This window comes from Kiritimatiellia bacterium, assembly GCA_026417735.1.
In the GTDB taxonomy this organism is placed as follows: Bacteria; Verrucomicrobiota; Kiritimatiellia; order PWTM01; family PWTM01; genus CAACVY01.
The window spans coordinates 103,747-129,237 of record JAOACR010000017.1; the positions used below are offsets into that span (position 1 = coordinate 103,747).

21 protein-coding genes are annotated in these 25,491 nt (G+C 69.4%); 9 read left to right on the top strand and 12 right to left on the bottom strand.

What is annotated here, in order from left to right:
* Positions 1 to 58: 58 nt before the first annotated feature.
* Both N2652_08755 and N2652_08760 read right to left on the bottom strand, forming a co-directional pair.
* Positions 59 to 1,132, bottom strand: coding sequence for a hypothetical protein (locus N2652_08755; protein MCX7819283.1), 1,074 nt, complete (start codon positions 1,130 to 1,132; stop codon positions 59 to 61).
* Positions 1,129 to 2,061: a hypothetical protein gene (locus tag N2652_08760; protein MCX7819284.1), complete on the bottom strand. Its 933-nt coding sequence runs from the start codon at positions 2,059 to 2,061 to the stop codon at positions 1,129 to 1,131. Before N2652_08760 ends, N2652_08755 begins: the two co-directional genes overlap by 4 nt.
* A gap of 105 nt (positions 2,062 to 2,166) precedes the next feature.
* Between N2652_08760 and N2652_08765 the strand changes: the two genes are divergently transcribed.
* Genes N2652_08765 through N2652_08775 form a run of 3 tightly spaced genes read left to right on the top strand, consistent with a single transcriptional unit; the run spans position 2,167 to position 7,762 of the window.
* The gene (locus N2652_08765) at positions 2,167 to 3,210 is read left to right on the top strand and encodes a flippase-like domain-containing protein (protein MCX7819285.1); all 1,044 of its coding nucleotides are present in this window, start codon (positions 2,167 to 2,169) and stop codon (positions 3,208 to 3,210) included.
* Entirely contained in the window at positions 3,174 to 5,378 is a 2,205-nt protein-coding gene (locus N2652_08770) for a hypothetical protein (protein MCX7819286.1), read from the top strand. The genes N2652_08765 and N2652_08770 overlap by 37 nt, the downstream gene beginning before the upstream one ends.
* Positions 5,375 to 7,762: a discoidin domain-containing protein gene (locus tag N2652_08775; GenBank protein ID MCX7819287.1), complete on the top strand. Its 2,388-nt coding sequence runs from the start codon at positions 5,375 to 5,377 to the stop codon at positions 7,760 to 7,762. The genes N2652_08770 and N2652_08775 overlap by 4 nt, the downstream gene beginning before the upstream one ends.
* On the opposite strand, the gene N2652_08780 is transcribed toward N2652_08775, so the two are convergent.
* The gene (locus tag N2652_08780; protein MCX7819288.1) at positions 7,740 to 8,969 is read right to left on the bottom strand and encodes a M23 family metallopeptidase; all 1,230 of its coding nucleotides are present in this window, start codon (positions 8,967 to 8,969) and stop codon (positions 7,740 to 7,742) included. The two genes, N2652_08775 and N2652_08780, sit on opposite strands and share 23 nt — an antisense overlap.
* A gap of 116 nt (positions 8,970 to 9,085) precedes the next feature.
* Here N2652_08780 and N2652_08785 point away from each other — a divergent pair, with 116 nt between their 5' ends.
* The gene (locus tag N2652_08785) at positions 9,086 to 9,595 is read left to right on the top strand and encodes a hypothetical protein (protein MCX7819289.1); all 510 of its coding nucleotides are present in this window, start codon (positions 9,086 to 9,088) and stop codon (positions 9,593 to 9,595) included.
* On the opposite strand, the gene N2652_08790 is transcribed toward N2652_08785, so the two are convergent.
* The 3 genes from N2652_08790 to thiD are packed head-to-tail and all read right to left on the bottom strand — an operon-like array spanning position 9,562 to position 12,331.
* Positions 9,562 to 10,386 carry a TIGR02757 family protein gene (locus tag N2652_08790; GenBank protein ID MCX7819290.1) on the bottom strand — a complete coding sequence of 275 codons (825 nt, stop codon included), beginning with the start codon at positions 10,384 to 10,386 and terminating at the stop codon, positions 9,562 to 9,564. The two genes, N2652_08785 and N2652_08790, sit on opposite strands and share 34 nt — an antisense overlap.
* The gene (locus N2652_08795) at positions 10,383 to 11,366 is read right to left on the bottom strand and encodes a class I mannose-6-phosphate isomerase (protein MCX7819291.1); all 984 of its coding nucleotides are present in this window, start codon (positions 11,364 to 11,366) and stop codon (positions 10,383 to 10,385) included. The genes N2652_08790 and N2652_08795 overlap by 4 nt, the downstream gene beginning before the upstream one ends.
* Positions 11,363 to 12,331, bottom strand: a complete 969-nt coding sequence (gene thiD / locus N2652_08800; GenBank protein MCX7819292.1) for a bifunctional hydroxymethylpyrimidine kinase/phosphomethylpyrimidine kinase — start codon at positions 12,329 to 12,331, stop codon at positions 11,363 to 11,365. Before thiD ends, N2652_08795 begins: the two co-directional genes overlap by 4 nt.
* A 41-nt stretch (positions 12,332 to 12,372) precedes the next feature.
* Between thiD and hemG the strand changes: the two genes are divergently transcribed.
* From hemG to N2652_08825, 5 genes are all read left to right on the top strand, one after another.
* A complete protein-coding gene (hemG, locus tag N2652_08805; GenBank protein MCX7819293.1) occupies positions 12,373 to 13,773 on the top strand; it encodes a protoporphyrinogen oxidase in 1,401 nt (466 codons plus the stop codon).
* A gap of 31 nt (positions 13,774 to 13,804) precedes the next feature.
* Positions 13,805 to 14,923 (top strand): TIGR04053 family radical SAM/SPASM domain-containing protein, encoded by a 1,119-nt coding sequence (locus tag N2652_08810; GenBank protein MCX7819294.1) that lies wholly within the window; start codon positions 13,805 to 13,807, stop codon positions 14,921 to 14,923.
* A gap of 196 nt (positions 14,924 to 15,119) precedes the next feature.
* Entirely contained in the window at positions 15,120 to 16,208 is a 1,089-nt protein-coding gene (locus N2652_08815; GenBank protein ID MCX7819295.1) for an Sb-PDE family phosphodiesterase, read from the top strand.
* Complete coding sequence (locus tag N2652_08820; protein ID MCX7819296.1) at positions 16,181 to 17,494, top strand: alginate export family protein; 1,314 nt, start codon at positions 16,181 to 16,183, stop codon at positions 17,492 to 17,494. Before N2652_08815 ends, N2652_08820 begins: the two co-directional genes overlap by 28 nt.
* 60 nt (positions 17,495 to 17,554) lie before the next feature.
* On the top strand, positions 17,555 to 18,322 hold the full coding sequence (locus N2652_08825; GenBank protein ID MCX7819297.1) for a protein-L-isoaspartate(D-aspartate) O-methyltransferase: 768 nt from the start codon (positions 17,555 to 17,557) through the stop codon (positions 18,320 to 18,322).
* Between the two features lie 17 nt (positions 18,323 to 18,339).
* Here the strand turns inward: N2652_08825 and N2652_08830 are convergent, their stop codons facing one another.
* From N2652_08830 to N2652_08855, 6 genes are all read right to left on the bottom strand, one after another.
* On the bottom strand, positions 18,340 to 20,175 hold the full coding sequence (locus tag N2652_08830; GenBank protein MCX7819298.1) for a bifunctional homocysteine S-methyltransferase/methylenetetrahydrofolate reductase: 1,836 nt from the start codon (positions 20,173 to 20,175) through the stop codon (positions 18,340 to 18,342).
* Between the two features lie 46 nt (positions 20,176 to 20,221).
* Entirely contained in the window at positions 20,222 to 22,408 is a 2,187-nt protein-coding gene (locus N2652_08835) for a glutamine synthetase III (GenBank protein MCX7819299.1), read from the bottom strand.
* Positions 22,409 to 22,521: 113 nt separating this feature from the next.
* Positions 22,522 to 23,775 (bottom strand): NupC/NupG family nucleoside CNT transporter, encoded by a 1,254-nt coding sequence (locus tag N2652_08840; protein ID MCX7819300.1) that lies wholly within the window; start codon positions 23,773 to 23,775, stop codon positions 22,522 to 22,524.
* Between the two features lie 37 nt (positions 23,776 to 23,812).
* On the bottom strand, positions 23,813 to 24,712 hold the full coding sequence (locus tag N2652_08845; protein ID MCX7819301.1) for a hypothetical protein: 900 nt from the start codon (positions 24,710 to 24,712) through the stop codon (positions 23,813 to 23,815).
* Positions 24,681 to 25,178: a membrane protein insertion efficiency factor YidD gene (gene yidD, locus N2652_08850; GenBank protein ID MCX7819302.1), complete on the bottom strand. Its 498-nt coding sequence runs from the start codon at positions 25,176 to 25,178 to the stop codon at positions 24,681 to 24,683. Before yidD ends, N2652_08845 begins: the two co-directional genes overlap by 32 nt.
* A gap of 8 nt (positions 25,179 to 25,186) precedes the next feature.
* On the bottom strand, positions 25,187 to 25,480 hold the full coding sequence (locus N2652_08855) for a hypothetical protein (protein ID MCX7819303.1): 294 nt from the start codon (positions 25,478 to 25,480) through the stop codon (positions 25,187 to 25,189).
* Positions 25,481 to 25,491: the final 11 nt, after the last annotated feature.

Sequence of the window (25,491 nt, forward strand, 5' to 3'; positions counted from 1 at the left end):
GTCGGTCTCCTCGACGCTTCCTAATACTGCATCGTCCGAGGCTCCACAATCCGCGGTCTTATTGCGCTGCGCCGCGGGGCGACGCCGACGGGCTCTCCAACGGCTGGCCCAGCGCCCGCAGCTTCTTTTCCCACGCGCGCAGGCGCTCGAGCTCGCGAACATGGGTTGGCCGCCGGGCGGTATCCACCAGCCGTCGCTCCAGCAGAAAATAGAAGAGCTCCTCCGCAGCGATCCGGTGTGCGACTTCGCTGCCGTGCGCATCCACCAGCGGGATCGCTTCCAGCCGGTCGGGCACGGTCGCCGCCATCGCCGGCCACAGATCCAACAGCGGAATGCCCGCCTGGCGACAAGCGGAGGTGACCTCCTCGTGCATCGGCGCAAACGGATACCGCCCCGGTCGCAGATCCGTGATCCACAGCGGAAACAGCATCGCCACCACCGGGACGCCGCGGGCGTCCGCCACCGCGCGAATCTCCCGCAGAGACGTCCGAAACTTGGCCAGGCCCGAATAGTCGGCGCGATAGAGAAACCGATAATAGGCCACATACTGGCGGAGACGACAGTGGCGCTCGATGGCGCGAGCGACAGTGCCGACCAGCCGGCTGTGGCGGGCCACCGGTTGCAGCCAGGCCGGCAGCGTCCAGCCGCGGAGGTCCGCCCGCCGTTCCATCAGTTCCGCCGGGTTGCTCCAGTCCTCGGTGTCATTCAGCGAAAGTGCCAGCACCACCAGCGACGCGCCCTCCTCGATGGCGCGGCGGACTTGATCCACCTGCTGGTACGTTGCGCTCGGCTTCGCGTACAGCCGCACCCGCGCCGGTGGCGCCGACGTGCCGACGTTCAGAAACCACTCCAGCACAAACGCGAGCCGATGACATTTCTGATTGCCCACCCCCATCGCGATCGAATCGCCGATGATCGCCGCCGTCCAGACATTGGAGGCCCCCTGGGCCCAGGGATGCTCCCGCGCATCGTCCACGCCCAAAATCCGCCGGCTGCGGTCGAACGGGATCAGGTCTGCCCCCGGTGGCAGACACCACCGTAACGCAAGCTCTGCGCCCACCGCCAGCGCGCCGAGCGCCACCGCGGCCGCTGTGAACCCGCTCCGCAGCCGCCGCCCCCACCCCATGCTCATGGCTTCGCCACGCCGCTCCCCACCCATCGCCGCCACCACCAGCGCAGCCACCCGTGCGCCGCGCCCGACGGCGCCACCCACAGATGCGGGCGGTTCGCATCACCGGTCGCCGTCAACCGCACCGCCGCTCCCGACGTCGTGTCGTACACCCAGATGTCCACCGGTCCCGGCACCTCCGTGCGAGCGACCAGCCACCGGCGGCGGTTGGACCAGCTCTCGTTGTCCACCGGCCAGCCGCTGGGGCCAGGCAGCTCCCTCACCACCTCGTCGTTTTCCCAACGCCGCAATCGGATGCACACATGCCGACCGTCAAGATCAGTGTAGAGGTCGCCCTCGGGCGCGACCGCGGCGGAACATCCGCGTCCCAGTGGCCGCCCCGGCGTCACCACGACACCGTCGTTCACCGAAAACGCATACATCCGATGGCCACTAACCGACACCGCCAACCGGCGCCCGTCCAGCGAAAATGCCAGCCCGCGTACCACGACGTTGGTCAGCACCGTCCGCACCCGCCCCTCTCGGAGCTCCGCCGCGCACAAACGGTCACCGTCCGTGAACCAGATCTCCTGCCCCGACGGATGAAACACAAGCGCCCGTGGCTCGGGATCCTGCGCCACCGCCACCGCCCGGCGCCACCGGCCCTCCGCGGTCATCACGCACACCGTCGAGCCGATGAAAAACGCAATCTGCCGGCCGTCCGCAGACCAGCGCGGATATCGACCCGGCGAGAGCTGCACCGAAAAGCCACTCCCCACACGGGCGACGCAGATCGATTCGGGACGCCGCTCGCTCTCCCGCTGAAACACCAGCCAGCCCCCACATTCGCCCGCCAGCTGTTCGGCGCGGCGCCGCTCCGCGCGCGACAACCCTAGCCGCTCCACCCGCCACGGCTCCAGCCGCCCGATCGCGACCGCAAGGACCAGCGCCACGGCGATCCCAATGGGCCGCAATCCGCGCGCCACACGCGCACACGAGAGAAGGCACCCTTTCACTGCAAAAAGGGCTATGATAAAAAAGCTTTTTTCGGAATCGCAATGCAGACACTCTCCCGTGCGCTGAAGGCGATCGTCACGATCGCATTTTTTATCGTTTTGTTCCGCTGGATGCGCCGTCACGATTGGCTGGCCGCGCTGCGGGCAACCGACCCCCTCTACGTGCTGCTGTCGCTGCTGATCGTGCCGGTGATGCTCGGGTCCAGTTGCGCGAAATGGTGGGTGCTCCTCCGAGCCCAGGGCCGGCCGGTGCCGTTTCGAACCCTGCTGGGCGACTATTTGGTCGGGTATTACTTCAGCAACCTGCTGCCATCGATGGTGGGGGGCGATGCGGTGCGCGTGGTGTACTCCGGCCGCCGCATCGGCAGTTTCGGCCACGCTGCGGCGGCGGTGTTTCTGGAGCGTTTCACCGGCATTCTGTTGCTGCTGGCACTGGTCGTCGCGGCGCCGGGTTTGCGTCCTGCGCTCTACCGAACCCCCGCGGTGTGGATTCCGTCGGCCGGTGCGGCGGCCGTGCTGGCGGGCGTCGCCATCGCATCGGTGGGCGCGCGCCGCCTCCGCGCCGAGCTCCGCCACTGGTGCGAGCGCTCGGCGCAGACGACGGCCCGGCCCGGCCACAAGCCTTCCCTCATCGCCCGCTTCGCGAATGGTGCGGACCGCTTCCTCGCGAAGCTCGAGATCGGGTTCGGCGTGCTGCGCCGCGACCGCCGTGTGCTGGCCCAGGTGGTCGCGCTAACGCTTCTCTTCTATGGGCTGGCTGCGCTCAACGTCTGGCTGGCGTTCCGGTCGTTCGGGCCGGCTCCGTCGCCCGCCGAAATCCTCGCGGTGCTGCCCACCGCGCTCGCCGTCGCGATGATACCGATCACGTTGGGGAGCCTTGGCATCGCGGAAACCTCGTACGTATTTTATTTCGGGCTGCTGGGTATCTCGCCCGCGCACACGGGTGTGATGGCGTTGTTTCTGCGGCTGAAACTCATCCTGCTCGGCGTGATCGGCGGCACGGTGTATCTGGCGCGGGATCAGCCGATCCGCGCAGATGAGGCGAACCGATGGGGTCACTCGGAACCATCTTCCGGCGCCTCGTAAGCTTCACGAGGCCGGCGTTCGCGGCGGCGGTCGCTTTGGCCGCGATCGTCGCCGCAGCGCAGCCGCGCCAACCACCGCGTTCCGCCGCAATTTCGGCTGCCGTTTCCGGTGCGATCGCGGTCGCGCTGGCGGTGGCCGCCGCCCGCCGCGCACGCAGTGCCGCGGCAGAGCCTGCCGAGGTTGGCCTCGCCTGGCTGATGACCGCCGCCGCCGTACTGTTGGCCATGCCGGCCGCCGGCCTGCCGAACGCATACTTCCAGCGATGGTGGCCCCCGGCGTTGTCGCTCACTGGCGCAATGCGCAGCGGCGCGGTTCGCTGGCTGGCGATCACGCTGGTGGCCGTCCTCCTCTGGCCACGACTGCCAGCTCGTGTGCGCCCCGCCGTGCTCTGGACCGGCCTTGCTCTCGCGGTTGCCCTCTCCGCCGCAGGTCTGCTCCAGGCGACGGAGGGCCGCCCGCTCTATCGCGACGACCATCCGTCTTTTCTGTTCCGCCTCTGGCTGCTGCGTCGCTCGCTCCCCGTGCCGGCCGCCTGGGTCCCCTTCTGGGAAGCTGGTCACGTGGATACCTCCCCCGCTTCCACCGGCGCCGCCTTGCTGGGTTTGCCACTCTGGCTGGCGGGCGTTCGCGCCGCGCCGCACGAGTTCTACACGCTGCTGGTCGCGATCACGGTGATCGTTCTGCCTTCGCTGTTCGCGGCGCTCGGCGCGCGCCTCGCCGGTGCCGGCCCCCTCGGTGCCGCATCCGCGGGTCTGCTGGCGCTGGGCGTGAGCCGCGGTTGGTATGTGTGGATGCTGCGCTTCGGCACTGTGCCCGCGGGCATTTCCGCCGCCGCGTTTCCGCTGGCGGCCGGCGTCGCAGCGCGGATCCTGGGAACGCCGCGACCGGGACCGGCACTGGCCGCCGCCTGGACAGGCACCCTCGTGACCATGATGATCTGGCCACTGGGCGCCGTGATGACGGTGCCGGCCGCGGTCGGTCTGTTGCTGGAGCCGGCACTGCGCACCCGCCGGCGCTTTCTCCTCTTTCTCGGTGGAACGCTGGCCGCCGCGCTCTGCCTGGCACCGTTCGCGTGGACGCTCCATGCGCACGCGGGCGTAGGGGAGTTCCTCGAACGTACGCACACCACCCGCAACATCGCAGCGGAACTGGTCCGCGGCACGCGCCGACTCGCTTCACTCGCGACCCAGAGCCATCCGCTCCTGGTCGCGCTGGGCCTGGCCGGCGCCGCACTCTGGCCGGACCGCTCCTCCCGCCGTTTGCTGTGGATTGGCATGGCCGGGCTGGCCCTGCTGACCGGATGGGGCGATGTGATTTCGCCTCAACTGCAACTCCACCGCGCAGAGCTGCCACTGCTGATGCTCGCGGTGCTACCGGCCTCCTGGCTGCTCGACCGCGCGCTGGGCGCCCGCACCGATCCGACCGCCACCATCGTCGCCGCCGCGGCGATCGGACTCCTGACCCTGGGCGGTTACGAGGCGGTGCAGCTCTACCGCAACCGCACCAACACACCCTATGCGGCGATGGGGGAAGAACTCCCTGCGCTCGCCAGCTGGATCGCAGATCACGTTCCGCCGGGCGCCCGCGTGATGTTCGCCGGGCCCACCGTCCACGCCTACGGCGGCGGTCACGTCGCCTACCTCCCCGTTCTCAGCGGCCGCTCGATGCTCGCCTGCGACTTCTATCACTTTTCGCCCGCTCAGCGCGAATATGAGTACCCCCCAAAAGCCTTTCGCCGCACCGATGACCAGGTGTTCGAGTTTCTGGACCTGCACAACGTCGCCGCGGTGATCACCTACCACAGCCACTGGATCCGATTTTTCCGACGCCATCCGGACCGCTTTATCGAGGCCGCCTCGTTTGGACGCGACGGCCGCAAAATCGCATTCCTGCTCCGCCGGCCGCCGCCGGGCTTGTTCTTTCGCAATTCCGGCCAGGTCGAAGAGCTTGTCAACGGACTGAACATCACGCTGGACAAGCCAGCGGAACCGGCGCTCTTGCGATATCGTTGGTCCGAGGGGCTCATCGCGGAGCCGCCGGCGCGTGCGCACGCAGTGCAGGGACCAGGCGGACTGGATTGGCTCGGCATCGAACCGAATGGCGTGCGGAGGGTCCGCGTGAGATGGTCGCCGTTGGGGCGGAAACCCGATCAGGAGGGGGCGCGATGACCGCGGGTGCGCCCACGGCCTGCGCGGGAGAGCCACGGGCTCGGTGGGAAGGGTGGCACCTCATCGCCGCGCTGGCCGCCGCGCTTGCGGTCCGGTTGCTGTACAGCGCCCTCGCCTACGCTTCGACCTTCGACAGCGCCGTCGTCGGCTGCATGGCGATCCGCATTCTGCGGGACGGTGAACGGCCCCTCTTTTTCTATGGCCAGCACTACTTCGGAAGCCTCGAGGCGTGGCTGGCGGCGGTCATCTTCGCGCTGGCCGGCGTCGGAGAGGTCACACTCACGCTCGCCGCGATTCTGCCTTCCCTCGGATGGATCGCGGCGACGTGGTGGGCGTTGCGGCTCTGGGCCGGTCCCCGCGCCGCCGCCGCGGCAATCTGGCCCCTGGCGTTGCCCGGCTGGGTCGTGCTGCACTATTCGGTGGGCACCTACGGCGGTTACCCGATCGCATTTGCGCTGGGCACGCTCGGCCTCGCACTGGCGCTGCATGCCGCCGAACGCGATCTGGATGGCCGGCGCCTTTTGCCCTGCGCCTTCGCGCTGGGCGCGATCGCCGGTCTGGCGGCCTGGACGCATTTCATCTCCGCCGCGTGGTTGCTGCCGGCTGCGGTCGTGCTGGCCATCAGCGGCGCTCGCCGCCGATTCCGTTGGTCATGGCTCTGGCCATGGCTGGCCGCGACACCTCTGGCGCTCGCGACGGCCGCGCCGCTGTTTCTGGGCACCGACATCGCGAAGTTGACCGACGTGGCTGGATGGCGGCCATCGCCCGGCCGGATCCTGCAGAACGTTGCAGGGCTGTTCGGACGGCCGTTACGGGACCATCTGTTCTTTCCACACGCCCCGTTCGGGCTGCGGTTAGGCGCGGGGCTGATGCTGGCGGCCACCGTCACCGCGGCCGCCCTCACCATCGCCACGGAGCCCGATCCCCGCCAGCGGCGGCGTCTCGTGTCACCGGCCGTGGCGCTCGGCTTATTTTTGGTCATGTACCTGCCCCACACGCTGGCCGCGCTGAGGGTGCCCCGCTATGTGATCCCCCTCTGGACGATCGCGCTCGGCTGGGGCGTGGCACTGCCCTGCGCCGCCTCGCGCCGATCGCAACGGATCGCGGGGGTCGCGCTCGCCGCGCTGTGGGCCGCCTACCACACGCTCGGCTTCATCCTCGAACTGCCGCTCGCCTCCGCGAAGCGTCGGGACCACATCGCGGAACGAAACGCCGTTGTCGCCGCGGCGCGGGCGGCCGGACTTCGCTCGGCGACCGTGCTGGGATCGCCCATCGTCGGCCATCGCGGCGAGATCTTTACGTTCGCCGCACAGTGCGAGATCGCCTTCGTGAACCCATGGGACGAACGCCATCGCCGCTCCGCCGAGTTCGCGGAGGCGGACGATGCGTCCGGCTATCTCGTGGAGCAGACGCACGCGGAGCGCGTGCGCGCCGCGTTGCGTGATCTCGGCGCCAGTTGGTCCGAAATCCCCGCACACCGGCAAGTGTTGTTCCACCGAATCCACGCCACACCTGCGGCCGGTCGGGCCGTTCCGGCCAGCTCGATCACCGTCCGCGGCCCCGACGGCGTGGCGACCGACGCGCTGACCGACGGCCAACTCGGCACTTCGCTGCGGGAAAACTCCGCTGCAGCAGCCTCGCTGGAAATAGAACTGACGGAGCCCCGCCCGGTGGAGGCCCTCCACCTCGTCGGCACCGACCCCCACGGCATCGACCTGCCGCGTGACTTCACCGTGGAAATCTCGACCAACGGCTCCGACTGGGTGATGGTCCGGCAGCCGGCGATCCGCGTGGTCCCGGCATGGACGAGTGGTCCGCGCGTCTTCCTGCTCGGATACCGCGGCCACCTCGAATGCCGCTGGCCCGCGGTGGTGACGCGCCGCCTCCGCCTGACCATTCTTCCCACCCCCTCCAGCTCACGCACCCCCTGGTCGCTCTCGGAACTCCGTTTGCGCGAGGCCCCAACCTCGCCGAACGCCATCCGTTGGCCGGACCCCTCTGCAGTCATCGCCGCGTGCCGCACCATCCGGCCGCCACCGGAGTTCCTCGCCGCGGACCGCTGGCTCAGCGCAAAGTTGGCTGATGCACCCGGCGCGCCGCGGGTGTACCCCCGACCGAATCCCCGCTACCGCCCCGCTGGTTTCGACCGCTATCTTGATCTGCGCCGACCGTGTGCCGTCGCGGTCGCCGCCCCGTGGGCGGATGAGACCCGACATCTGCTCGAAGCCGAAGGCCTGGAGATCTCCGCGGAGCGCGACGCAGGGGGGTACGCGATCTTCGGGCTTCGCGCAAGGCCCACTTCGCCGTCCTCCAAAACCTTGTTCTGGCAGGGCACGTTCTTGCTGCGCGCAGCACCTGCCGCTACAGCCGCGACGGCCAGATGAGAATCTCCAGCCACTGTCGCCCCGCGCTACCGAGCCGCCAGTCGCCATTGTCCCGCACCACGAGCCGCCGCCCATTGCGACCGAGACGCTCCGGATCCACCGACAGCACCTGGCAGGGCTGAACGCCCAGCCGCATCACCTCGGGTGCCGTCGCGTTCCGACCGGCCAACGGCACACCGCTCTCCGAGGCGGAAATCACAACGGGACCATCCTGGTGAGGCTCACCGCGCCAGAGCGTAGGATATTGGTCAAAATACAACGGCCGCCGCCGCACGCGCACCACAACCTCAAACGCCGGGCTCTCTCCTTCCATCCAGTCGAACAACCGGAACGCCCGCCCTTCCGCCTGTGCGACGTACGGGGCCAGTGGAGGAATGCCGGCGAGATTCCAGCCGTTGAATGCGCCGTGGTCCGGCGTCAGCCGCCGATGCAGAAACCACGAACGAAATTCCGGATTCAACATCACGCCCACCTCGAAATGCAGGTGCGATCGCTCCACGGGGATCACCGTGGCGGGCGTCCGCCCCATTCGGCCAAGCCGGTCGCCTCGCGCGACGGACCGCCCCGCGATCACATTCTCCGAGATCTCATCAAGATGCGCGTAGAGCGTGAACAGCGGCCCGATCGGATCGCGATGCTTCAGCACAATGTAAAGGCCATAATCAGAGTTGCCGGCGCGGCGGTTCACGTAGGCCACCGTTCCGTCCGCCGCCGCCACCACATCATCCAGCGCGCGCCCGTCGCGCCCCCGCGCCAGCGGCGCAATGTCCACGCCCTCATGGAACGAGGGCACCACCGACCGGCCCGCCTGAACCGTCCGTACCGAGCCGTACATCGCTGATTCCCACCGACCCGACGCCGTCGGCATGTACACGCCCGGAGCGTTCGTCTCGAGCAGCCGAGTCTGCGGAGAGGGCGGGCCGAATTCGAGCGGTGGAATCGCCGCCTCCTCGGCGGCGGGCGACGGCGCGGGCACGGACTCAGGCCGGGGCCGCCCCCGCCGCGCGAACGCCAGCGCCAGCACCGCGGCCGCAATCAGTCCGACCACGCCGAGCAACGCCCAGCGGCCCATCCGGCGCCCTGTTCCGTCCTGCCCCCACGCCACCTCCCACCGCCCCGCACAACGCCGGGCAACCTCCAGCGGCAGGCATCCCTGGCTTCGCGCGGCCACCTTCGTGCGTCGCCACCCCTTCTCGATCGTCATCATGAGCGCAGCAGTGTCATCGTGGCCGGCTTCCGATGTCAAATGCGCTCATCGAACCGTGCTTTACAACTGACGCGCTCATCTTTAGTGTCGCCCATCAATCGGAGGAACCATCGACCATGCGCAGGCACCTGATCACCCTCACCGCCACCACCGTTCTTGCTGCCGCCAGCGTCCTCCCCGCCCAGGAGCGGGCAGAGCTGCGCATCGGCGGCGGCGCCACCTACTGGGTCGCACTCGACGAGATCGAGGTCGAGCAGATTGACGAGAACGGGTTCTCCTATCTCGTCTCGCTGCAGCTGCGCAATCCGATGGCCGGCATCGGCGTGGACGCCGAACTGATGCCGGAACGTTTCGGAGAAGACGCGTACTGCGGCCAGGCCTACGTCGTGCTCGGTCGCGGTCTCTACGCGGGCGCCGGCGTCGGCCTGACGATGGTGGACGGCGAGGTGCAGGAGGACCCGTTCTTCAGCCTGCGTGCGGGCGTGGACATCGAGGTGCTGCGTGGGCTGCACCTCGACGTTGCCGTTCAGTACCGCTTCCACGACACTGCGGATCTGAAGGACGAGAATCTGGAGATCGACTCCGACACGGTCTATCTGGGCGCGGCGCTCCGCCTGGCCCTGTAGCGCGTGCGGCGCGCCACCGCCCCGGCGTGCGCGAGCGCGAAGTCGTAGCGCACCGGATCTTCCGCACACAGGTCCGCCAGCCGGGCAGTGATCTCTTCCGCAGCGCGCCAGCTGGCGGTGCGGCGGCTCGTCAGTCTCCACCGGCGCGCGGCGCGAAAGGTGTGCACGTCGAGCGGAATCAGCAGTTGCGCGGGAGACAGCCGCGACCAGCCCCCCGGATCCACTGCATCGCAGCGGACCATCCACCGCAGAAACAACAGCAGCCGCTTGCACGGCGAGCCCCGCCGCGGGTCCGGAAGCAAACGCAGCGCCGCGCCGCCGGTTTCTACCACCAGCCGGTCCCGAAAACGTGTGAGCGCATCCCGCAGCGTGCGACAGGCTCCTCCCTCGCACATCGCCGCCTCCAAGCTTCCCCACCGCCGCCGTGCGCCGCGAATCGCCCAGAGCAGTTCCACCACATCCGCTGCGGTGGTCCAGCGGTGACGGAACCCGGCAAACCGCACGTCCAGCTCCGACCGGTCTGCGCAGGCGTCGAGCGTCGCGGCAGGTCGTCCACCCAGACGCGCCAGCGCATTGAGAACGGAACGCCGGATCTGCGCCAGCGAACCATACGCCAGCGACGCCGCCAGCAGCCCGGCAACCTCGCGGTCCGCAAGCTCCGAATACCTTCGGACCACCCCCACCGGGTCCAACGCGGCTCGCTCCGGCCGGTGGAACTGCCGCACATGGCGCTCAAGCTCCCTCCGCCACCCACCGCGCCGTTCCCGCCACGCTGCGCGGCGTGCAGTCACGCAACCACAATGCGCACCAGCGTCGCGGCCGGGCGGGGTTCGATCGTCAGCCCCTCGAGCGCCGCGGGGCACAAGACCGTCCCGCCGGCCGTCACACTCACCGACCCAAATGAGCCTGCCAGCTCCACCGCCCCCGCTTCCACGAAGAGCACGCGCGCGCTCCGCATCGGCTCCGCCGGCTCCGGGGCCGGCGCGGTGATCCGCCATCGCTCCATCCGAAAGTACGGGCAGGCGACCAGGCGAACCCCTTGCCATCCCGGCGGCCCGCCGATCGGCACGCCGGCGCACAGCGGGCCGGCCGTGTCGTGCCATCGGATCGCACGGATGGCCTGCGCGACGTGCGTCTCCCGCGGCCGCCCATCATGTCCGACGCGGCCCCAGTCATAGAGCCGGTACGTGGTGTTCGAGTTCTGCTGCACCTCCAGCAGCAGAATGCCCGCACCCAGCGCATGCACCCGGCCAGCCGGGATGAACAACGCATCGCCGGCACGAACCGGCACCACGTTGAGCAAATCCTCGATCCGGCCCGTTCGCACTGCCTCTTCCAATGCTGCCCGGTCGGTGCCCGGCCGCAACCCCGCATACAAGACGGCGCCGGGCGCCGCCTCGAGCACGTACCACGCCTCCGTCTTTGGCTCCCCGCCCCAACGGGCGGCCGTCGCGTCGTCCGGGTGCACCTGCACACTCAGCCGCTCGCGCGCGTCAATCAGCTTCACCAGCAGCGGAAACCGTGCACCCGGCGCTTCGCGCCCGATCATCGCGATCGGATCCGCCTCCATCAGCTCCCGAAGCGTCCGCCCCGCCAGCGGGCCGGCGGCGACCACGCTCATGCCTTCGCTCCGGTCCGACACTTCCCACGATTCCGCATAGATTCCCGGCGGCAGATCGCGCCCGTACTTGTGCGCAATTCGGTCGCCACCCCAGATGTAGCTCTGATACACCGGTTGGAATCGCAGCGGTTCGCACAAGCGATCGCTCATGATCCCTGCCCCTCCCCGCCGCCCCAAACCTCCTCCACCGGCAGGTCGGCGGGATCGTGCGGCCAGCCGAGATGCGCGAGTGGCCCCCGTCCGCGGCCAATCCCGCCGCCGAGCCGCAGCCCCTGGTTCACATAAGCCTTGCCAAGCACCACCGCAGGCCCCAGCGACTGCCCGTGCGCAAGAAACGCCGCGATCGCGGACGACAACGTGCAGCCGGTGCCATGCGTGTGCGTCACCCGCCGACGCGGACTCACCAGCCACCGCCGCTCCCCCGCGCGCGTCGCGAAAAAATCCCGGCACTCGCTGGCCCACTCGGCGTGCCCCCCTTTGAGCAGCACCGCAGCGGGCCCCCGCTCCAACAGCGCCTCCGCCGCCGCCGGCATGTCGGCGGCCGAAATCTCCTCCCGCCCGAGCAGCCGCGCCGCTTCCCCGAGGTTCGGCGTCAGCAGCGTCGTACAGGGCAGCAGCCGTTGCACCAGTTCCTCCACACCTCCCCCCGCCAGCAACACGGCTCCGCCGGACGAGGCAAGCACAGGATCCACCACGATCGGCACCCCGAGCGGCCCGAGCAGCTCCGCCACCACCCTCACGTTCTCCGCGGTCGCCAACATGCCCACTTTCACCGCGCGCGGCGGCAGGTCCTCCCCCAAACACTCGATCTGCGCCCGCACCACCCCCGCGCCCAGCGGCTCCACCGATCGCACCCCCAGCGTGTTCTGCACCACAATCGCCGTGATCGCCGAACCCCCATACACGCCGAGCGAGTGAAACACCTTCAAGTCCGCCTGGATGCCCGCACCGCCGGAGGGATCCGTACCCGCAATGGTCCATGCGATGGGCCGTGCGACCATGCCGAAACTATCGCCGAACCGCGCCACCTCCGCAATGACACCAGTGCGCACCCTGTCGAGCTTGACCGCCCACCCAACGCCGAGTACCGCTGAAGCGTGCGAGCTCGTCCTCATCCTGCGGCCGACCCGCTCACCGCCGCGCCGGGTCCCCGCCGATGACACGCATCGCGATCATCGGCGGCGGCATCACGGGACTGGCCGCCGCCCACCACCTCCGGCGCATCGCGGAGAAGCACGGCGAGCCGTTCGAACCGCTCGTCTTCGAGCGGGAAACCCGCTGGGGTGGCAAGATCCTCACCTGGCGCGAGAGCGGATTCATCGTCGAGGGCGGTCCCGATTCCTTCTTTTCCCAAAAAACCGATGCCGCGGACCTCTGCCGCGAACTCGGTCTGGGTGGGGATCTCATACCCTCCAACGATGCCACCTACCACACCCGCGTGCTCTGGCGCGGACGTCTCCGCCCCTATCCGGCCGGCTTCCGACTCGCCGTTCCCACTCGCTTGCTGCCCTTTCTGTTGACCCCGCTGCTGACGCCGTGGGGCAAACTTCGCATCGCGCTGGAACCACTCATCCCGCCGCGCCGCGATCCCAGCGACGAGAGCCTCGCCCGGTTCGTGCGCCGCCGTCTCGGTCGCGAAGCGCTTGATCGGCTCGCCGGCCCCATCATGGGCGCGATCTACGTGAGCCGCCCGGAGGAAATGAGCGTTCGTGCGACATTTCCAATGTTCCTTGAACTAGAACAACGCTACGGCAGCCTGCTGCGTGGCATTCGCGCCGCCCGGCGGGCGCACGGCCGGCCCGGCGCGATCTTCACCACGCTGCGCGAGGGCATGGACCAGCTGGTGCGCACACTCGTCCGTACCCTCGGCCCCGAGCGGCTCGCCGCCGGCAGCCCCGTTGAACACATCGAACGCCGCCCCGATGGCTGGCGAATTTACCCCGCCGGCCGGCCGCCGCTCGACTGCGCGGGCCTCATTCTCGCCGTGCCACCGCCCGCTGCCGCCGCGCTGCTGGAGGGTCTTCACCCCCCGCTCGCCGGCGAGCTCCGGGCGTTGCGCAGCGTTTCGTCCGCGGTGGTCAATCTCGCCTATGCGCACAGCGCGCTGCGCACAAGCGCCGGCGCATTCGGCTTTGTCGTTCCCGCCTCGGAACCCTCCGACCTGCTCGCGCTGACCTGGTCCTCCGCAAAATTCAACGGCCGCGCACCCCCGGGCACCCACCTGCTGCGCGCGTTCACCGGCGGCCCCGGCCGGGAGCACATCGCGGAACTGCCCGAACCGGAGTTGCTCGACCGCGTGCACGCCGAGCTCCGCCGCCGACTCGGGCTCGTCGCCGAACCGCTTCAGACCTGGATCGCCCGCTGGCCCCGCGCAAATCCGCAGTACGAGGTTGGCCACCTCGAGCGCATCGCCCGCATTGAAGCCATGCTCTCGAAACTGCCCCGGCTGTGGCTGGCGGGCGGCGCCTACCGCGGCGTCGGCGTGCCGGACTGCATCCGCAGCGGCCGCGCCGCCGCCGAGGCCGCCGCGCAGCTCAAAGCGAACTCGCGCAGATGAACCCCACGCCCGCCGATGCTACATTGAAGTGATGCACACGACCGGACCCGCGAACGGCCCGCGCCCGGCGCCCGATTTCAGCCGCGCGCCGCACGTGCTGATCTGGGAGATCACGCGCGCCTGCGCGCTGGTCTGCCGTCACTGCCGCGCCGCCGCACAAGATCGCCGCGACCCCGCCGAGCTCAGCACCGACGAAGGCCGGGATCTCCTAAACCAGGCCGCGGCGATGGGCGTGCCGATCGTCGTCCTCACCGGCGGCGATCCGCTCCAGCGCGAGGACCTCGAAGACCTCATCGCCCACGGCACGGCGCTCGGCCTGCGGATGGCCACGATCCCCGCCGAAACGCCGCGGCTGACGCCGCAGCGGATCGCATCCCTGGCCGCCGCCGGCGTTGCGCAGATCGCACTCAGTCTCGACGGCAGCCGTCCGGACGTCCACGATCGCCTCCGGGGGGTGCCGGGCTGTTTCGAAATTGCACTGAACGCCGCGCGGTGGATCCGCGAGGCCGGCGTTCCGCTCCAGATCAACACGATGATCTGCGCGCAGAACCGCGATGAACTGAAGCCGCTGGCGGAACTGGTGAGGCGGTTGGGCATTGTGTTCTGGGAAATCTTTCTCCTTGTGCCCACCGGGCGCGGCGCTGAACTGCCCGCCTGCTCACCGGCGGAGGTCGAGGAGCTTTTCGCGAACGCGCTGGAAATCGAGCGGGACGCGCCCTTCGTCGTTCGGCTAATCGAGGCGCCGCACTATCGACGGTTCCTGCGCGAGCGCGGCATCGCCCGCCTCCACCCCGGCGGTACGACGGAACGTCGTCGCGGCGTCGCCCACGCCGCCCGCCCCGTGAACGCGGGAAACGGCTTCTGCTTCGTCGACCACCGCGGCGAGGTGTGCCCGAGCGGATTCCTCCCCCTCTCCGCCGGCAACCTCCGGCAGTCATCCCTCGCCAAGCTCTATCGCGACAGTCCACTCTTTCGCGCGCTGCGCGATCCCTCCCGGCTGCGCGGCCGCTGCGGCCGCTGCGAATATCGCGAGCTCTGCGGCGGGTCGCGCTCCCGCGCCTACGCGCTCACCGGCGACCCCTTCGCCGAGGACCCCTCCTGCGCGTACGAGCCCCGGCCTCTCACCGCAGCGGCCGCACCGAAAGCCTGAGTGGGCGCGCCCCCTGCCGGCACGCGCCCGGCCGCGGCCTCCGCGCCCGCCGTCCAACGATTGGAATCCCGAGCCCGACACCGCTCCACTCCCTGGACGTGCGGAGCTCTCGGGCGCTGGCGACCCGGCGCACGCGGTGGACATCGCCCCGCCGCTCTGCAATCATCCACCACCACAACACAACCGGAGACCATCCATGCGCCGATCCCCCATCGCCATCGCGCTGATATGGCTGCCCCTGGCACTTCACGCGGCCCCCACCATCGATCGCACCGAAATCCGCCTGCCCGACCTGCCCGGCTACGTCACGCTCAAGTGCGACCTGCACCTGCACACCGTCTTTTCCGACGGCGACGTCTGGCCGCCGGTGCGGGTGATCGAGGCCTGGCGCGACGGCCTCGATGCGATCGCCCTGACCGACCACATCGAATACCAGCCCAAAACCAACGACGTGCCGACCCAACACCACCGGCCATACGAGCTGGCCGCCGGCACCGCTCGCGAACGCGGCATCCTGCTGATTCGCGGCGCGGAGATCACCAAGTCGGCGGAGACCGGCCACTATAACGCGATCTTCCTCACCAACATCTACGAGGTCGCCCACGACGACGTGCGCGAGAGCGTCCGCCGCGCCGCCGCGCAGGGCGCGTTCGTGTTCTGGAACCATCCCGGCTGGAAGGTGCCTCCCGACCAACCGATCGTGCGACCCCACCACGAGGAGATGGTCGCCTCGAACTGGCTGCACGGCATCGAACTGTGGAACGATGGGACTGCCTACACCAACGTGTGGCCGTGGGCGATGAAGACGAAGCTGGCCTGGCTCGGCAACTCGGACTATCACCGGCCGATCGACCCGCCCCTCCCCAACCACGCAAACCATCGCACGCTCACCATCGTGCTGGCGCGCGAACGGTCGCTGACCGGTCTGCGGGAAGCCCTCTTCGAGGGGCGGACACTCATCTGGAACGAGAACCTGCTGGTTGGCCGCCGCGAGTGGCTCGAACCATTCGTCGCGGCATGTCTACAGGTTGATCCGCCGCACCATCGCGATGCGAAGAACCTCGCGTTCCACTTGCGGAACCTCTCCGATATCCCGTTCGAGCTAGTCCGCATCGAAGGGCCGGGACCTGAGCGGCTCAGCGTGCCGGCCGGCCGCGTGGTGCTGGTGAAGATCCCTGTGCCCGCCGCGACAACCGCCCGCCTAGTGTACGCCGCAACCAACGCATGGTGGGCGCCCGGTGAGTTCGCGCAGCTGACGTGGACAGTCGACGCGCGGAAGCCATAGCGGCGGGGTTCCAGATGGTCCGCGCGCCCGCGGCGCTGCTGGCGCTCCTCGCGCTCGGCATGCGCGCACCGGCCGACGACGCCCCCGCTCCCGTGGACCTGCGAGCGTCCGGCTCGTTCCGCCTCCGCTACGAACACCTCGAGGGCTTCAACGTCAGCGGCTACGGCGGCCCGGACGACGACCTGCTGCTCGGCCGCGCGCGCGTGCGGCTCGATGCGGCCTCGCCTCTCGGCCCCACCGCCGCGCTGGAGCTCCAGTCCGCATACTACTGGCTCAGCCGCCTTCGGCTCGACGACTTGGGTAACGCAACGCCGCATCGCGACGATTTGGACGTGCGCATCGCGCTCCTTGAGTGGCGCCAAATCGCAGACACGCCGCTCGGAATCTCCGTCGGCCGCCAGGACCTGACCTACGGCGCCGGACGGCTCTTCGCACCGATGAACTGGGGGAATGTCGGCGGCAACTGGTGGGACGCCGCCCGGCTGCTGTGGGACGAGAAGTCGTTCAATCTCCACGCCCTCTACGCCCGACGCGTCCGAATCGAACCGCGCGCACTGAACCGCCATCACGCACCATTCCATCTCGCCGGCGCGATTGGCCACCTCCACATCGACGCGGTGGAACCGGAGGTGTTCTATCTGCTGAAACGCAACGAGTCCGCCCCCGACGAAACCCGCCACACCGCGGGCGCCTCGCTGTACCGCCGCGCCGGACAAGGCTGGGATGGTCTGCTGTGGTACGCGGTGCAGACCGGCGAACTGGACGGGCGGGACATTCGCGCCTGGGCGCTGCTGCTCCACGGCGGCCACACGTTCGAGGCACCCGGTCGCCCCCGCCTCGGCTTCGAATACAACCGCGCCTCGGGCGACCCCACACCCGACGATCGGCACGAGGGAACCTTTGACGGTGTCTACGGTCAGATCGCGCAGCCCTACGGCTGGATGAATTTCGTCATGCTGAAAAATCTCGAGGAGGCGGTGCTGACCGGTAGCCTCCAGCCCAGTTCCAGCCTCACCGCCACGCTGGAGCTGCATCTGTTCCGGCTGGCGGAGCCACGCGACGCCTGGTACTGGTCCACGCGGCAACCGGAACGCCGCGATCCGACCGGCCGGGCCGGCGCCGACCTCGGTCGGGAAATCGACTTCATCCTCGGCTGGAAGCCCGGCGGCGGCCTCGAGGTGCTCGCCGGCGTCGCGAGGTTTTGGCCCGGCACATACCTGCGGCGCACCGAGGGCGGCGCGCGACCCGCGAACTGGTGGTTCCTTCAGCTGCAGTGGTCATGGTGACGCCGCCGAGGGGCAGCGCTCCCCTCCGGGCCGCGCTTGCAGGCGGCCGGCAACCGAATCATGCTGTTGGCGATGCGCCGGTGGGAGCTTGCGTTGTCGTCGGGAGCCGCGGCATTGACGATCGCCTGCAATGGCGCGCCCGGTGCAGCGGGTGAGGGAGCTCGCGCCGACCCCTGGGCCGAGGCGCGCGCCACGATGGTTCGCGTTATTCGCGCCTACGGGGTCACCAATCCGGCGGTATTGGACGCGATGGGCCGCGTGCCCCGGCACGAGTTCATTCCGGCGGAGTTCCGCGACCAGACCGCGTACGGCGACCATCCGAACCCGATCGGCCACGGGCAGACGATCTCCCAGCCCTACATCGTCGCATACATGACCGACCGGCTCGGTCCGATCGCCGGCGCGAAAGTGCTCGAAATCGGCACCGGCTCCGGCTACCAGGCCGCGATCCTCGCCGCGATGGGCGCGCGCGTGTACACGATCGAAATCGTGCCCGAGCTCGCACAACACGCGCGGCGCGCACTCGACGCGGCCGGCTTCCGCGACGTGCAGGTCCGTTGCGGCGACGGCTACCGTGGCTGGCCCGAGGAGGCGCCGTTCGATGCGATCATTGTCACCTGCGCGCCGACCGCGGTGCCGCCCGCGCTCGTGGAGCAGCTGCGCGAGGGCGGCCGTCTCGTCATTCCGGTGGGCCCCTCCGGCTGGTCCCAGACGCTCAAAACCTTCCGCAAAAACAAAGGCGAGCTGGTGCTGGAAGACGAGATTCCGGTGCGGTTCGTGCCGATGGTGCCGGGCTCGGCGAAACCCTCCGCCAACGAGCGGCGCTGACAGCGAGGGACTGCGGCCTACTCCGCCAGCACCGCCAGCGCCGTCGCCACCTGCCCGAATGGCGCGCTGACCTGCACACCGCGCACGAGCCCGCGGATCTTCGCGATCGTTTCCCGCGCGATCTCGATGCCTACTCGCTTCTGTCCCTCGCGGTCCGGCACCGCCGCCATCCGCCGCATCACCTCGTCCGGCACCACGACGCCGGGCACCTCGTTGCGCATGAATTCCGCGTTGCGGAGACTCGCCAGCGGCCACACTCCCGCAATCACCGGCACACCAAGATCCGAAATTGCCCCGAGAAAGCGCTCCAGTGGTTCCACCGCAAACACCGGCTGCGTGATCACAAACTCCGCGCCGGCCTCGACCTTTTCCCGCAGCCGTCGCAGCTCCCGCGCCATGTCGATCGCGTTCGGGTCCGCACCCACCCCGATCAGCGCGCGCGTGGGCGGATCGAGCCGCCGGCCACCGATGTCCACACCCCGATTCATGTGATCCTGGATCTTCGTCATCCCGATCGAGTCGGCGTCGAACACCGCGCTGGAGAACGGGAAGTCGCCCAGTTTCGGCGGGTCGCCGGTGATGAAGAGGATGTTCCGGATCCCCGCCGCCGCGCAGCCCAGTAGGTCGGCCTGCATCGCGAGCAGGCTCTTGTCCCGGCAACAAAAGTGAAGGATCGCCTCGATGCCGGCCTCGCGCTGGATCGCGAGCGCGGTGTAGAACGGCGAGAGCCGGGCGCTCGCGCGCGGGCCGTCGGGCACGTTGATCGCATCCACCCCCGCATCGCGGCACTGTCGCGCGGCGGCCAGCGTGCCGTCCAGCCCCCAGCCGCGCGGCGGCGCAATCTCCACACAGCGAATCCACGCGCCCGCGACCAGCCGGTCCGCCAACCGCGACTTCCCCGCCGTCGGCGGCCGCGGCGCCAGCTCCACCGCCGCCGCCAGACTCGGCGCGCGATCGGCGGCGTGCACGCGCGCGATCGGCCGCAGACTGCGCGCCAGCTCGCGAATGTGTTCCGGCGTCGTGCCGCAGCAGCCCCCCACCCCGCGGGCACCCAGCTGAATGTAGCGCTGCGCGTAGGTCGCCAGATACTCCGGGCTGGTCATGTAGATGAGCCGCCCCTCGACCGGCTTCGGCGTACCGGCGTTCGGCTGCACGATCACCGGCAGCGTCGTCAGCGGCATCAGAATCTCCAGCGCGGACAGCATCGCGTCCGGTCCCTGCCCGCAGTTGAGACCGATCGCCGCCGGCGGCGAGGGTGCCGCCGCGATCACCGCCACCAGCGCAGCCAGCGGCTCGCCCCGCGCCGTCTCGCCGTTGCGATCCACCGTCATGCTGAGCACCCAGGTGACCTCCGGACGCCGCGCCATCGCCCGCACCGCGCGCTCCACGTCGAGCCGTGTGCCATGCGTCTCAAACAGGACGAAGTCGGCGCCGGCCTCCGCCAGCGCGATCGCGTGCGCCTCCACCATCGCGGTCCGCTCCTCCTCCGTCGCCTCCCGCCCGAATGGCAGCTCCCCCAGCGGTCCCACCGAACCGGCCACCCAGCGCTCCGCGCCGGCGGCCTCCCGCGCCAGCCGCACCGCCGCCGCGTTGATCTCCCGCATCTTCTCCGCCAGCCCATACGCGGCCAGCTTGTTCGCGTTCGCACCAAACGAGTTCGTCGTCAGCACGTCCGCACCGGCCTCCGCGTACGCGTCGTGAATCGCCCGGATCAGCTCGGGCGCGCTCAGGCACAGCCCGTCGTACGAGGTATTGACGAACACGTGCCGCTTGTAGATTTCCGTGCCCATCGCACCATCGAATACGACGACGCCGGCGGTCAGACGCCGCACCAGTTCATCTCGTGAGATCATGCGAGGAGTATAAGCGAGTCCGGCACGCCGCGCCGCCGCCGGCCCATCACTGGATGAACAGCATCTCCTGGTAGCTGGGCAGCGGCCACAGCTCATCCGCCACGATCGTTTCGAGCGCGTCCGCGAGCCGCCGCACCTCGGCGATCACGGGCAGCAGCTCCCGCCGCGCGTACTCCGCCGCGCGCAGCGCGGCACCACCCAGCGGCATGCGCTCGATCCGCACCCCGAGATCCGCCACCGCCGCCTGCAGCCCGCCCACCAGGTCGTCGGTCTCGTCCAAGATCGCGGTGCAGTGCGCGCGGCTCAGCCGGCTGAGCGCCTCCGACGTGCCCGCCAGCCGTCGCTGATACTCGAAGGCGGCAGGCAGAATCTGCGTGCGCGCGATGCGCCGCATCAGCCGCGCCTCGATCGCCACATCGTGCGCGTACCGCTCGAGGTGGATCTCAAACCGGCTCTCCAGCTCGCGCGGACTGAGCACCCGGTAGCGCGAGAACATGTCGACCACGTCGCGACGGCTGAACACCGGCAGCGCGTCCACCGCGGAGGGCAGGTCCGGAAGCCCGCGCCGCGCAGCCTCGCGCCGCCACTCTTCGGAGTAGTTGTCGCCATTGAACACGACGGCGTCGACCTCGCGCGCCACCTCGCGCAGCACCGACCGTACCGCCGCCCGGAACTGCGCCGCCGTCGCCCGAGGCATCGCCTCCAGCCGCGTTGCGATGAAATCGAGCGACTCGGCCACGATCGTATTCAGCACCGTCAGCGGCCCCGCAATGGATTGTGAGGCGCCGACCGCACGGAACTCGAACTTGTTGCCGGTGAACGCAAAGGGGCTGGTGCGGTTCCGATCGCCAGCGTCGCGCGGCAGCGCCGGCAGCATGTCCACACCGATGTCCAGCCGACCCGGCCGCCGCGTTCGCCGCACACCACCCGCGGCCAGCTGCCGGAGAATGTCGGTGAGCTGATCGCCGAGAAACACCGAGATGATCGCGGGCGGCGCCTCGTGTGCGCCGAGCCGGCAGTCGTTCGCGGCGCTCGCAACGGACGCGCGCAGCAGATCGCCGTGCCGGTGCACCGCGCGGACGACCGCGGCAAGAAACACCAGAAACTGCGCATTGTCGTGCGGCGTTGCGCCCGGCTCGAGCAAGTTCACCTGCCCCGAGGCCAGCGACCAGTTCAGATGCTTGCCGGATCCGTTGATGCCCGCGAACGGCTTCTCGTGCAGCAGGCACGCCATCCCGTGCCGTTGCGCGACCCGCTGCAGCTGCAGCATCACCAGGTACTGGTGGTCGGTCGCAATGTTGGCCTCCTCATACACCGGCGCAATCTCATACTGCGCCGGCGCCACCTCGTTGTGGCGGGTCGTCACCGGCACCCCGAGCTTGTAGAGCTCGTGCTCGGTGTCAATCATGCACGCGAGCACCCGGTCCGGAATCGCGCCGAAGTACTGGTCCTGCAGCTCCTGCCCCTTCGGAGAGGGCGCCCCAAACAGTGTGCGGCCCGCCGAGAGCAGATCGGGACGCGCAAAATAGAAGTTGCGGTCAATCAGGAAATACTCCTGCTCCGCGCCGACGGTCGCAACCACGCGGCGCGCGCCGGGCTGGCCGAACAACGCCAGAATCCGCCGCGCCTGCTCGTCCACCGCCTGCAGCGACCGCAGCAGCGGCGTCTTCTTGTCGAGCGCCTCGCCGGTCCAGGAGGAAAACACCGTCGGAATGCACAGCGTGGTGCCGTTCGGATGTTCAAGAATATAGGCCGGGCTCGACACGTCCCAGGTGGTATAGCCGCGCGCCTCAAACGTCGCGCGCAAACCGCCGGACGGCAGGCTCGAGGCGTCCGACTCGCCGCGGATCAGTTGGCGGCCGGAGAACACCGACAGCGCGCCGCCCTGCCCATCGGGCTTCAGAAACGAGTCGTGCTTCTCCGCGGTGCGGCCAGTGAGCGGGTAGAACACGTGCGCGTAGTGGGTTGCGCCTCGTTCGATCGCCCAGTCGCGCATCGCCACCGCAACCGCGTCCGCGAGCGCCGGATTCAGCCGCCGGCCGCCCTCGATCGTTTCGCGCAGCTCGCGATACACCGGCTCGGGCAGCCGCTCGCGCATCGCCCGGTCGTTGAACACGTGAACGCCGAACACGTCCTGTGCGGGCGTCTCCAGATAATTGAACCGCCGCTCGGGCGGTCGATAGTTCACAATCGAGGCGATCGCCGCCTGACGCGCTCTGATGTGCTCCCGCATCGCGCCACTCTCCCCGCCGGAACCTCGCACCCGCCGTACCGGCCGGCCCGCGATCGTATCACGCCCCTGCTCGCTCGCGCGACCACACCCCGCATCGTTTCGCCATCGCAGGGTCAGATCAAAAGACCGGCGATCCCGGCCGTCATGAAACACGCCAGCGACGCGGCCAGCACCGCGCGTAACCCCAACGCCGCAACCTCCCCCCGCCGTTCCGGCGCCATGCCGCCCAACCCTCCGATCAGGATCCCGATCGAAAGAAAGTTCGAAAACCCGCACAGCGCATACGCGGCCACCGTAATCGATCGCGCCGAGAGCGCCGCCGAATTCTCCGCCAGCAGCCGGGCAAGACTGGTGTAGGCGACGAACTCGTTCACCGCGGTCTTCTCGCCGATCAGCCAGCCCACCCGCACGCACTCCTCCGCCGGCACCCCCATCAACCACGCCGGCACCGCAAACAGCCAGCCGAGCAACCGTTCGAGTCGCAGCCCCTCCACCCCGACCCACGCGCCGATCCGCCCCAGGGCCAGGTTCAGCAACGCGAGCAACGACATGAACGCGACCAGCACCGCGCCGACGTTGAACGCCAGCTGCATGCCGGACAACGCCCCCCGTGCCGCGGCGTCAAACACATTCACCGCCGGCTCCCCCACCACCGGCGGCGTGCGACCGGCAGTGAGCGGTTCGCCCGTCTCCGGCACCATCAGCTTCGCGATCGCGAGCGCAGCGGGTGCCGACATCACCGACGCGGCCAACAGATGCCCCGCAATGTCGGGAAAATACGGACGGAGCATCGCGACATACGCGGCCAGCACCCCGCCGGCGACTGTCGCCATGCCGGACACCATCACGCAGAACAGTTCGGACCGCGTCATCGTCTGCACGTAAGGGCGCACCAGCAGCGGGGCCTCGGTCATGCCCACAAACACGTTGGCCGCCGCACACAGTGTCTCCGCACCGCTGGTCCGCAGCGTCCACACCATCAACCGCGCAAATCCGCCCACCACCGCCTGAATCACGCCCACGTGGTACAGAATCGCGATCAGCGCAGCGAAGAAAACAATCGTCGTCAGCACTTGGAACGCGAAGAAGAGCCCAAGACTGCCCGGTTCCCCCGGCGGAATCGCGAGCGCGTTGAACACAAACCGCGCCCCCTCGTACTGGCAGTCGAGCACCGCCCCCACCGCCCGATTCAGCCACTCGAACACCGCGCGCCCCGGCCCCGTCCGCAGAATCGCCGCCGCGAACACCAGTTGCAGGCCGATTCCCCACACCACCGGCCGCCACCGGACCGCGCGCCGGTCGGTTGAGCACAGCCAGGCCACGCCGATCCAGACCCCGATGCCCGCGAAACTGACCCAGCGTTCCATCGCCGTTCACCTCCCGCTCAGGTCCCCGCGCAGTCGGTCAGAGCTCAAACTTCAGCCGCAGCACCGGCAGCGCACGCTCGTCGAAACTCCACTGGGTCCCGCGTTCCAGCTCCGCGGCGGTGTCCTCGAAAATCCGCCGGTTCCATCGGTGCGCCGCGTCAATGCCGCCGTAAATGCTGCCGCTGTACCAGGTAACCTCTAGGAATCCAATCGCGCCCGCCGCCGCCCACTGTTCCTCGTCCATCGCCAGCGCCAGCAGGCCCAAAAAGATCCCGTTGAGGATCAGCGAACGCGCACCGTTCGCATATTCGCCACTGTACACGTAGCCCAGCCCCGGCACGAGGCCCAGAAGTCCGCCAACCCACGGCACGCGCCGCGGCCGGGACCCCGCCTGCTCGATCCGCCGTAGACGCGCCGACTCGTCCAAGGGAGAGGCGGCAAGCGCGCGCGCGGCATCCTCCCACCTTCCCTCGCGGGCGCGGAGTGCGGCGGCACGACGCGCCCCCATCGCTCGCGCCTCGGCGGGCACACCCGGGTCCTCCGCGATCGAAGTCCAGTAGAATTCCGCCGCACCGCGGTCGCCGGCGGCCACCGCCGTTTCCGCCCGCATCAGGCGCAGTGGCAGCGACGCCAGCCCCGCCGCCTCCGCCCGATCCAGCGCGCCCTCCGCCGCACGGACCTGCCCCGCCCGCAAATGCTCACGCGCGGCCGCCCAAAGCCACGCGGCCCGCCCGGCCTCATCGACCTCGCGCAGCGCAAGCCGCCGGTACTCCACCGCCGCTCCCTCATGGTCGCCCGCCGCCACCAACTCCAACGCCAGCTGCTGGGCCGGCTCCCCAACCTCCGCCGCCCACGCCGCCCCCACCAGCAGCCCGCTCAGCAGCCTCGCGCTCGCGCGCAATCGCTTAGCGGCGCGACCGGCCCAGCCACACATCATGCTCCTCCAAAGGGTCCGCAACCCGACCGTCAGGGCCAGCAGCCCCCGCCGCCACCACACCCGGTTCGCGCACCAGACGATCCGCGATCATCGGGAACGCCAGCCAACCGTGCCGGCGTGCGGCCTGCAGAAAATACTCGGAGCAGCTCGGCGACAGCGAACAACGACGGCCGATCGCGGGACGAATCCACCGGCGATACACACCGACGATTCCCTCCGCGAGCCATGCCCCCCTCGGCCGCTGCCGGTCCACGCTGGCCATACTTTCCGCTGCGGCCAGCGTCCGCAACAGCGCCGCGGCCTCGCGGTCAGCAGGATCCCCCGAAACTACACGCCGACACTCGCGCGCCGCCAACGTCGGACATCCATCCTCCGCCAGCTCGCGCGCAAGCCTCACCGCTTCGAGCCGCTCAGCTCCCTCCGCGACTGCCGTCCAGACCGCCGCGCAGAACAGCGCGGCAAACACACACCGCCTCAGTAGTAGGCGCTCCCGTACTGCGCGGCAAAATCGCGGGTCGTCCATCCGTTCGCGCCGTCAATGCCGTTCCAGATGGACACCACGAGATTCACCACCGGCACCAGCATCACCCACTCGCGCCAGTGAAGCTCCTTGCCATCGTTGTACGCGCCGGCCGCACGCACACCGAAGCAGCAGCCCGCAATGAACCCCATGATGCCTCCCCGGCTCGTCTGCGCCTGCGCCGCCGTGGCCGAAACCGAACCGGCCAGAATCAGCGCGGCCATCAGGCACGCCAGTACCTTCTTCATCGTCGTCTCCC

Coding starts and splice junctions, on each gene's coding strand:
- N2652_08755 (MCX7819283.1), bottom strand. CDS start 1,132: ATGAGCATGGGGTGGGGGCGGCGGCTGCGGAGCGGGTTCACAGCGGCC.
- N2652_08765 (MCX7819285.1), top strand. CDS start 2,167: ATGCAGACACTCTCCCGTGCGCTGAAGGCGATCGTCACGATCGCATTT.
- N2652_08770 (MCX7819286.1), top strand. CDS start 3,174: ATGGGGTCACTCGGAACCATCTTCCGGCGCCTCGTAAGCTTCACGAGG.
- N2652_08775 (MCX7819287.1), top strand. CDS start 5,375: ATGACCGCGGGTGCGCCCACGGCCTGCGCGGGAGAGCCACGGGCTCGG.
- N2652_08780 (MCX7819288.1), bottom strand. CDS start 8,969: ATGATGACGATCGAGAAGGGGTGGCGACGCACGAAGGTGGCCGCGCGA.
- N2652_08785 (MCX7819289.1), top strand. CDS start 9,086: ATGCGCAGGCACCTGATCACCCTCACCGCCACCACCGTTCTTGCTGCC.
- N2652_08795 (MCX7819291.1), bottom strand. CDS start 11,366: ATGAGCGATCGCTTGTGCGAACCGCTGCGATTCCAACCGGTGTATCAG.
- thiD (MCX7819292.1), bottom strand. CDS start 12,331: ATGAGGACGAGCTCGCACGCTTCAGCGGTACTCGGCGTTGGGTGGGCG.
- hemG (MCX7819293.1), top strand. CDS start 12,373: ATGACACGCATCGCGATCATCGGCGGCGGCATCACGGGACTGGCCGCC.
- N2652_08810 (MCX7819294.1), top strand. CDS start 13,805: ATGCACACGACCGGACCCGCGAACGGCCCGCGCCCGGCGCCCGATTTC.
- N2652_08815 (MCX7819295.1), top strand. CDS start 15,120: ATGCGCCGATCCCCCATCGCCATCGCGCTGATATGGCTGCCCCTGGCA.
- N2652_08825 (MCX7819297.1), top strand. CDS start 17,555: ATGCTGTTGGCGATGCGCCGGTGGGAGCTTGCGTTGTCGTCGGGAGCC.
- N2652_08830 (MCX7819298.1), bottom strand. CDS start 20,175: ATGATCTCACGAGATGAACTGGTGCGGCGTCTGACCGCCGGCGTCGTC.
- N2652_08835 (MCX7819299.1), bottom strand. CDS start 22,408: ATGCGGGAGCACATCAGAGCGCGTCAGGCGGCGATCGCCTCGATTGTG.
- N2652_08840 (MCX7819300.1), bottom strand. CDS start 23,775: ATGGAACGCTGGGTCAGTTTCGCGGGCATCGGGGTCTGGATCGGCGTG.
- N2652_08845 (MCX7819301.1), bottom strand. CDS start 24,712: ATGATGTGTGGCTGGGCCGGTCGCGCCGCTAAGCGATTGCGCGCGAGC.
- N2652_08855 (MCX7819303.1), bottom strand. CDS start 25,480: ATGAAGAAGGTACTGGCGTGCCTGATGGCCGCGCTGATTCTGGCCGGT.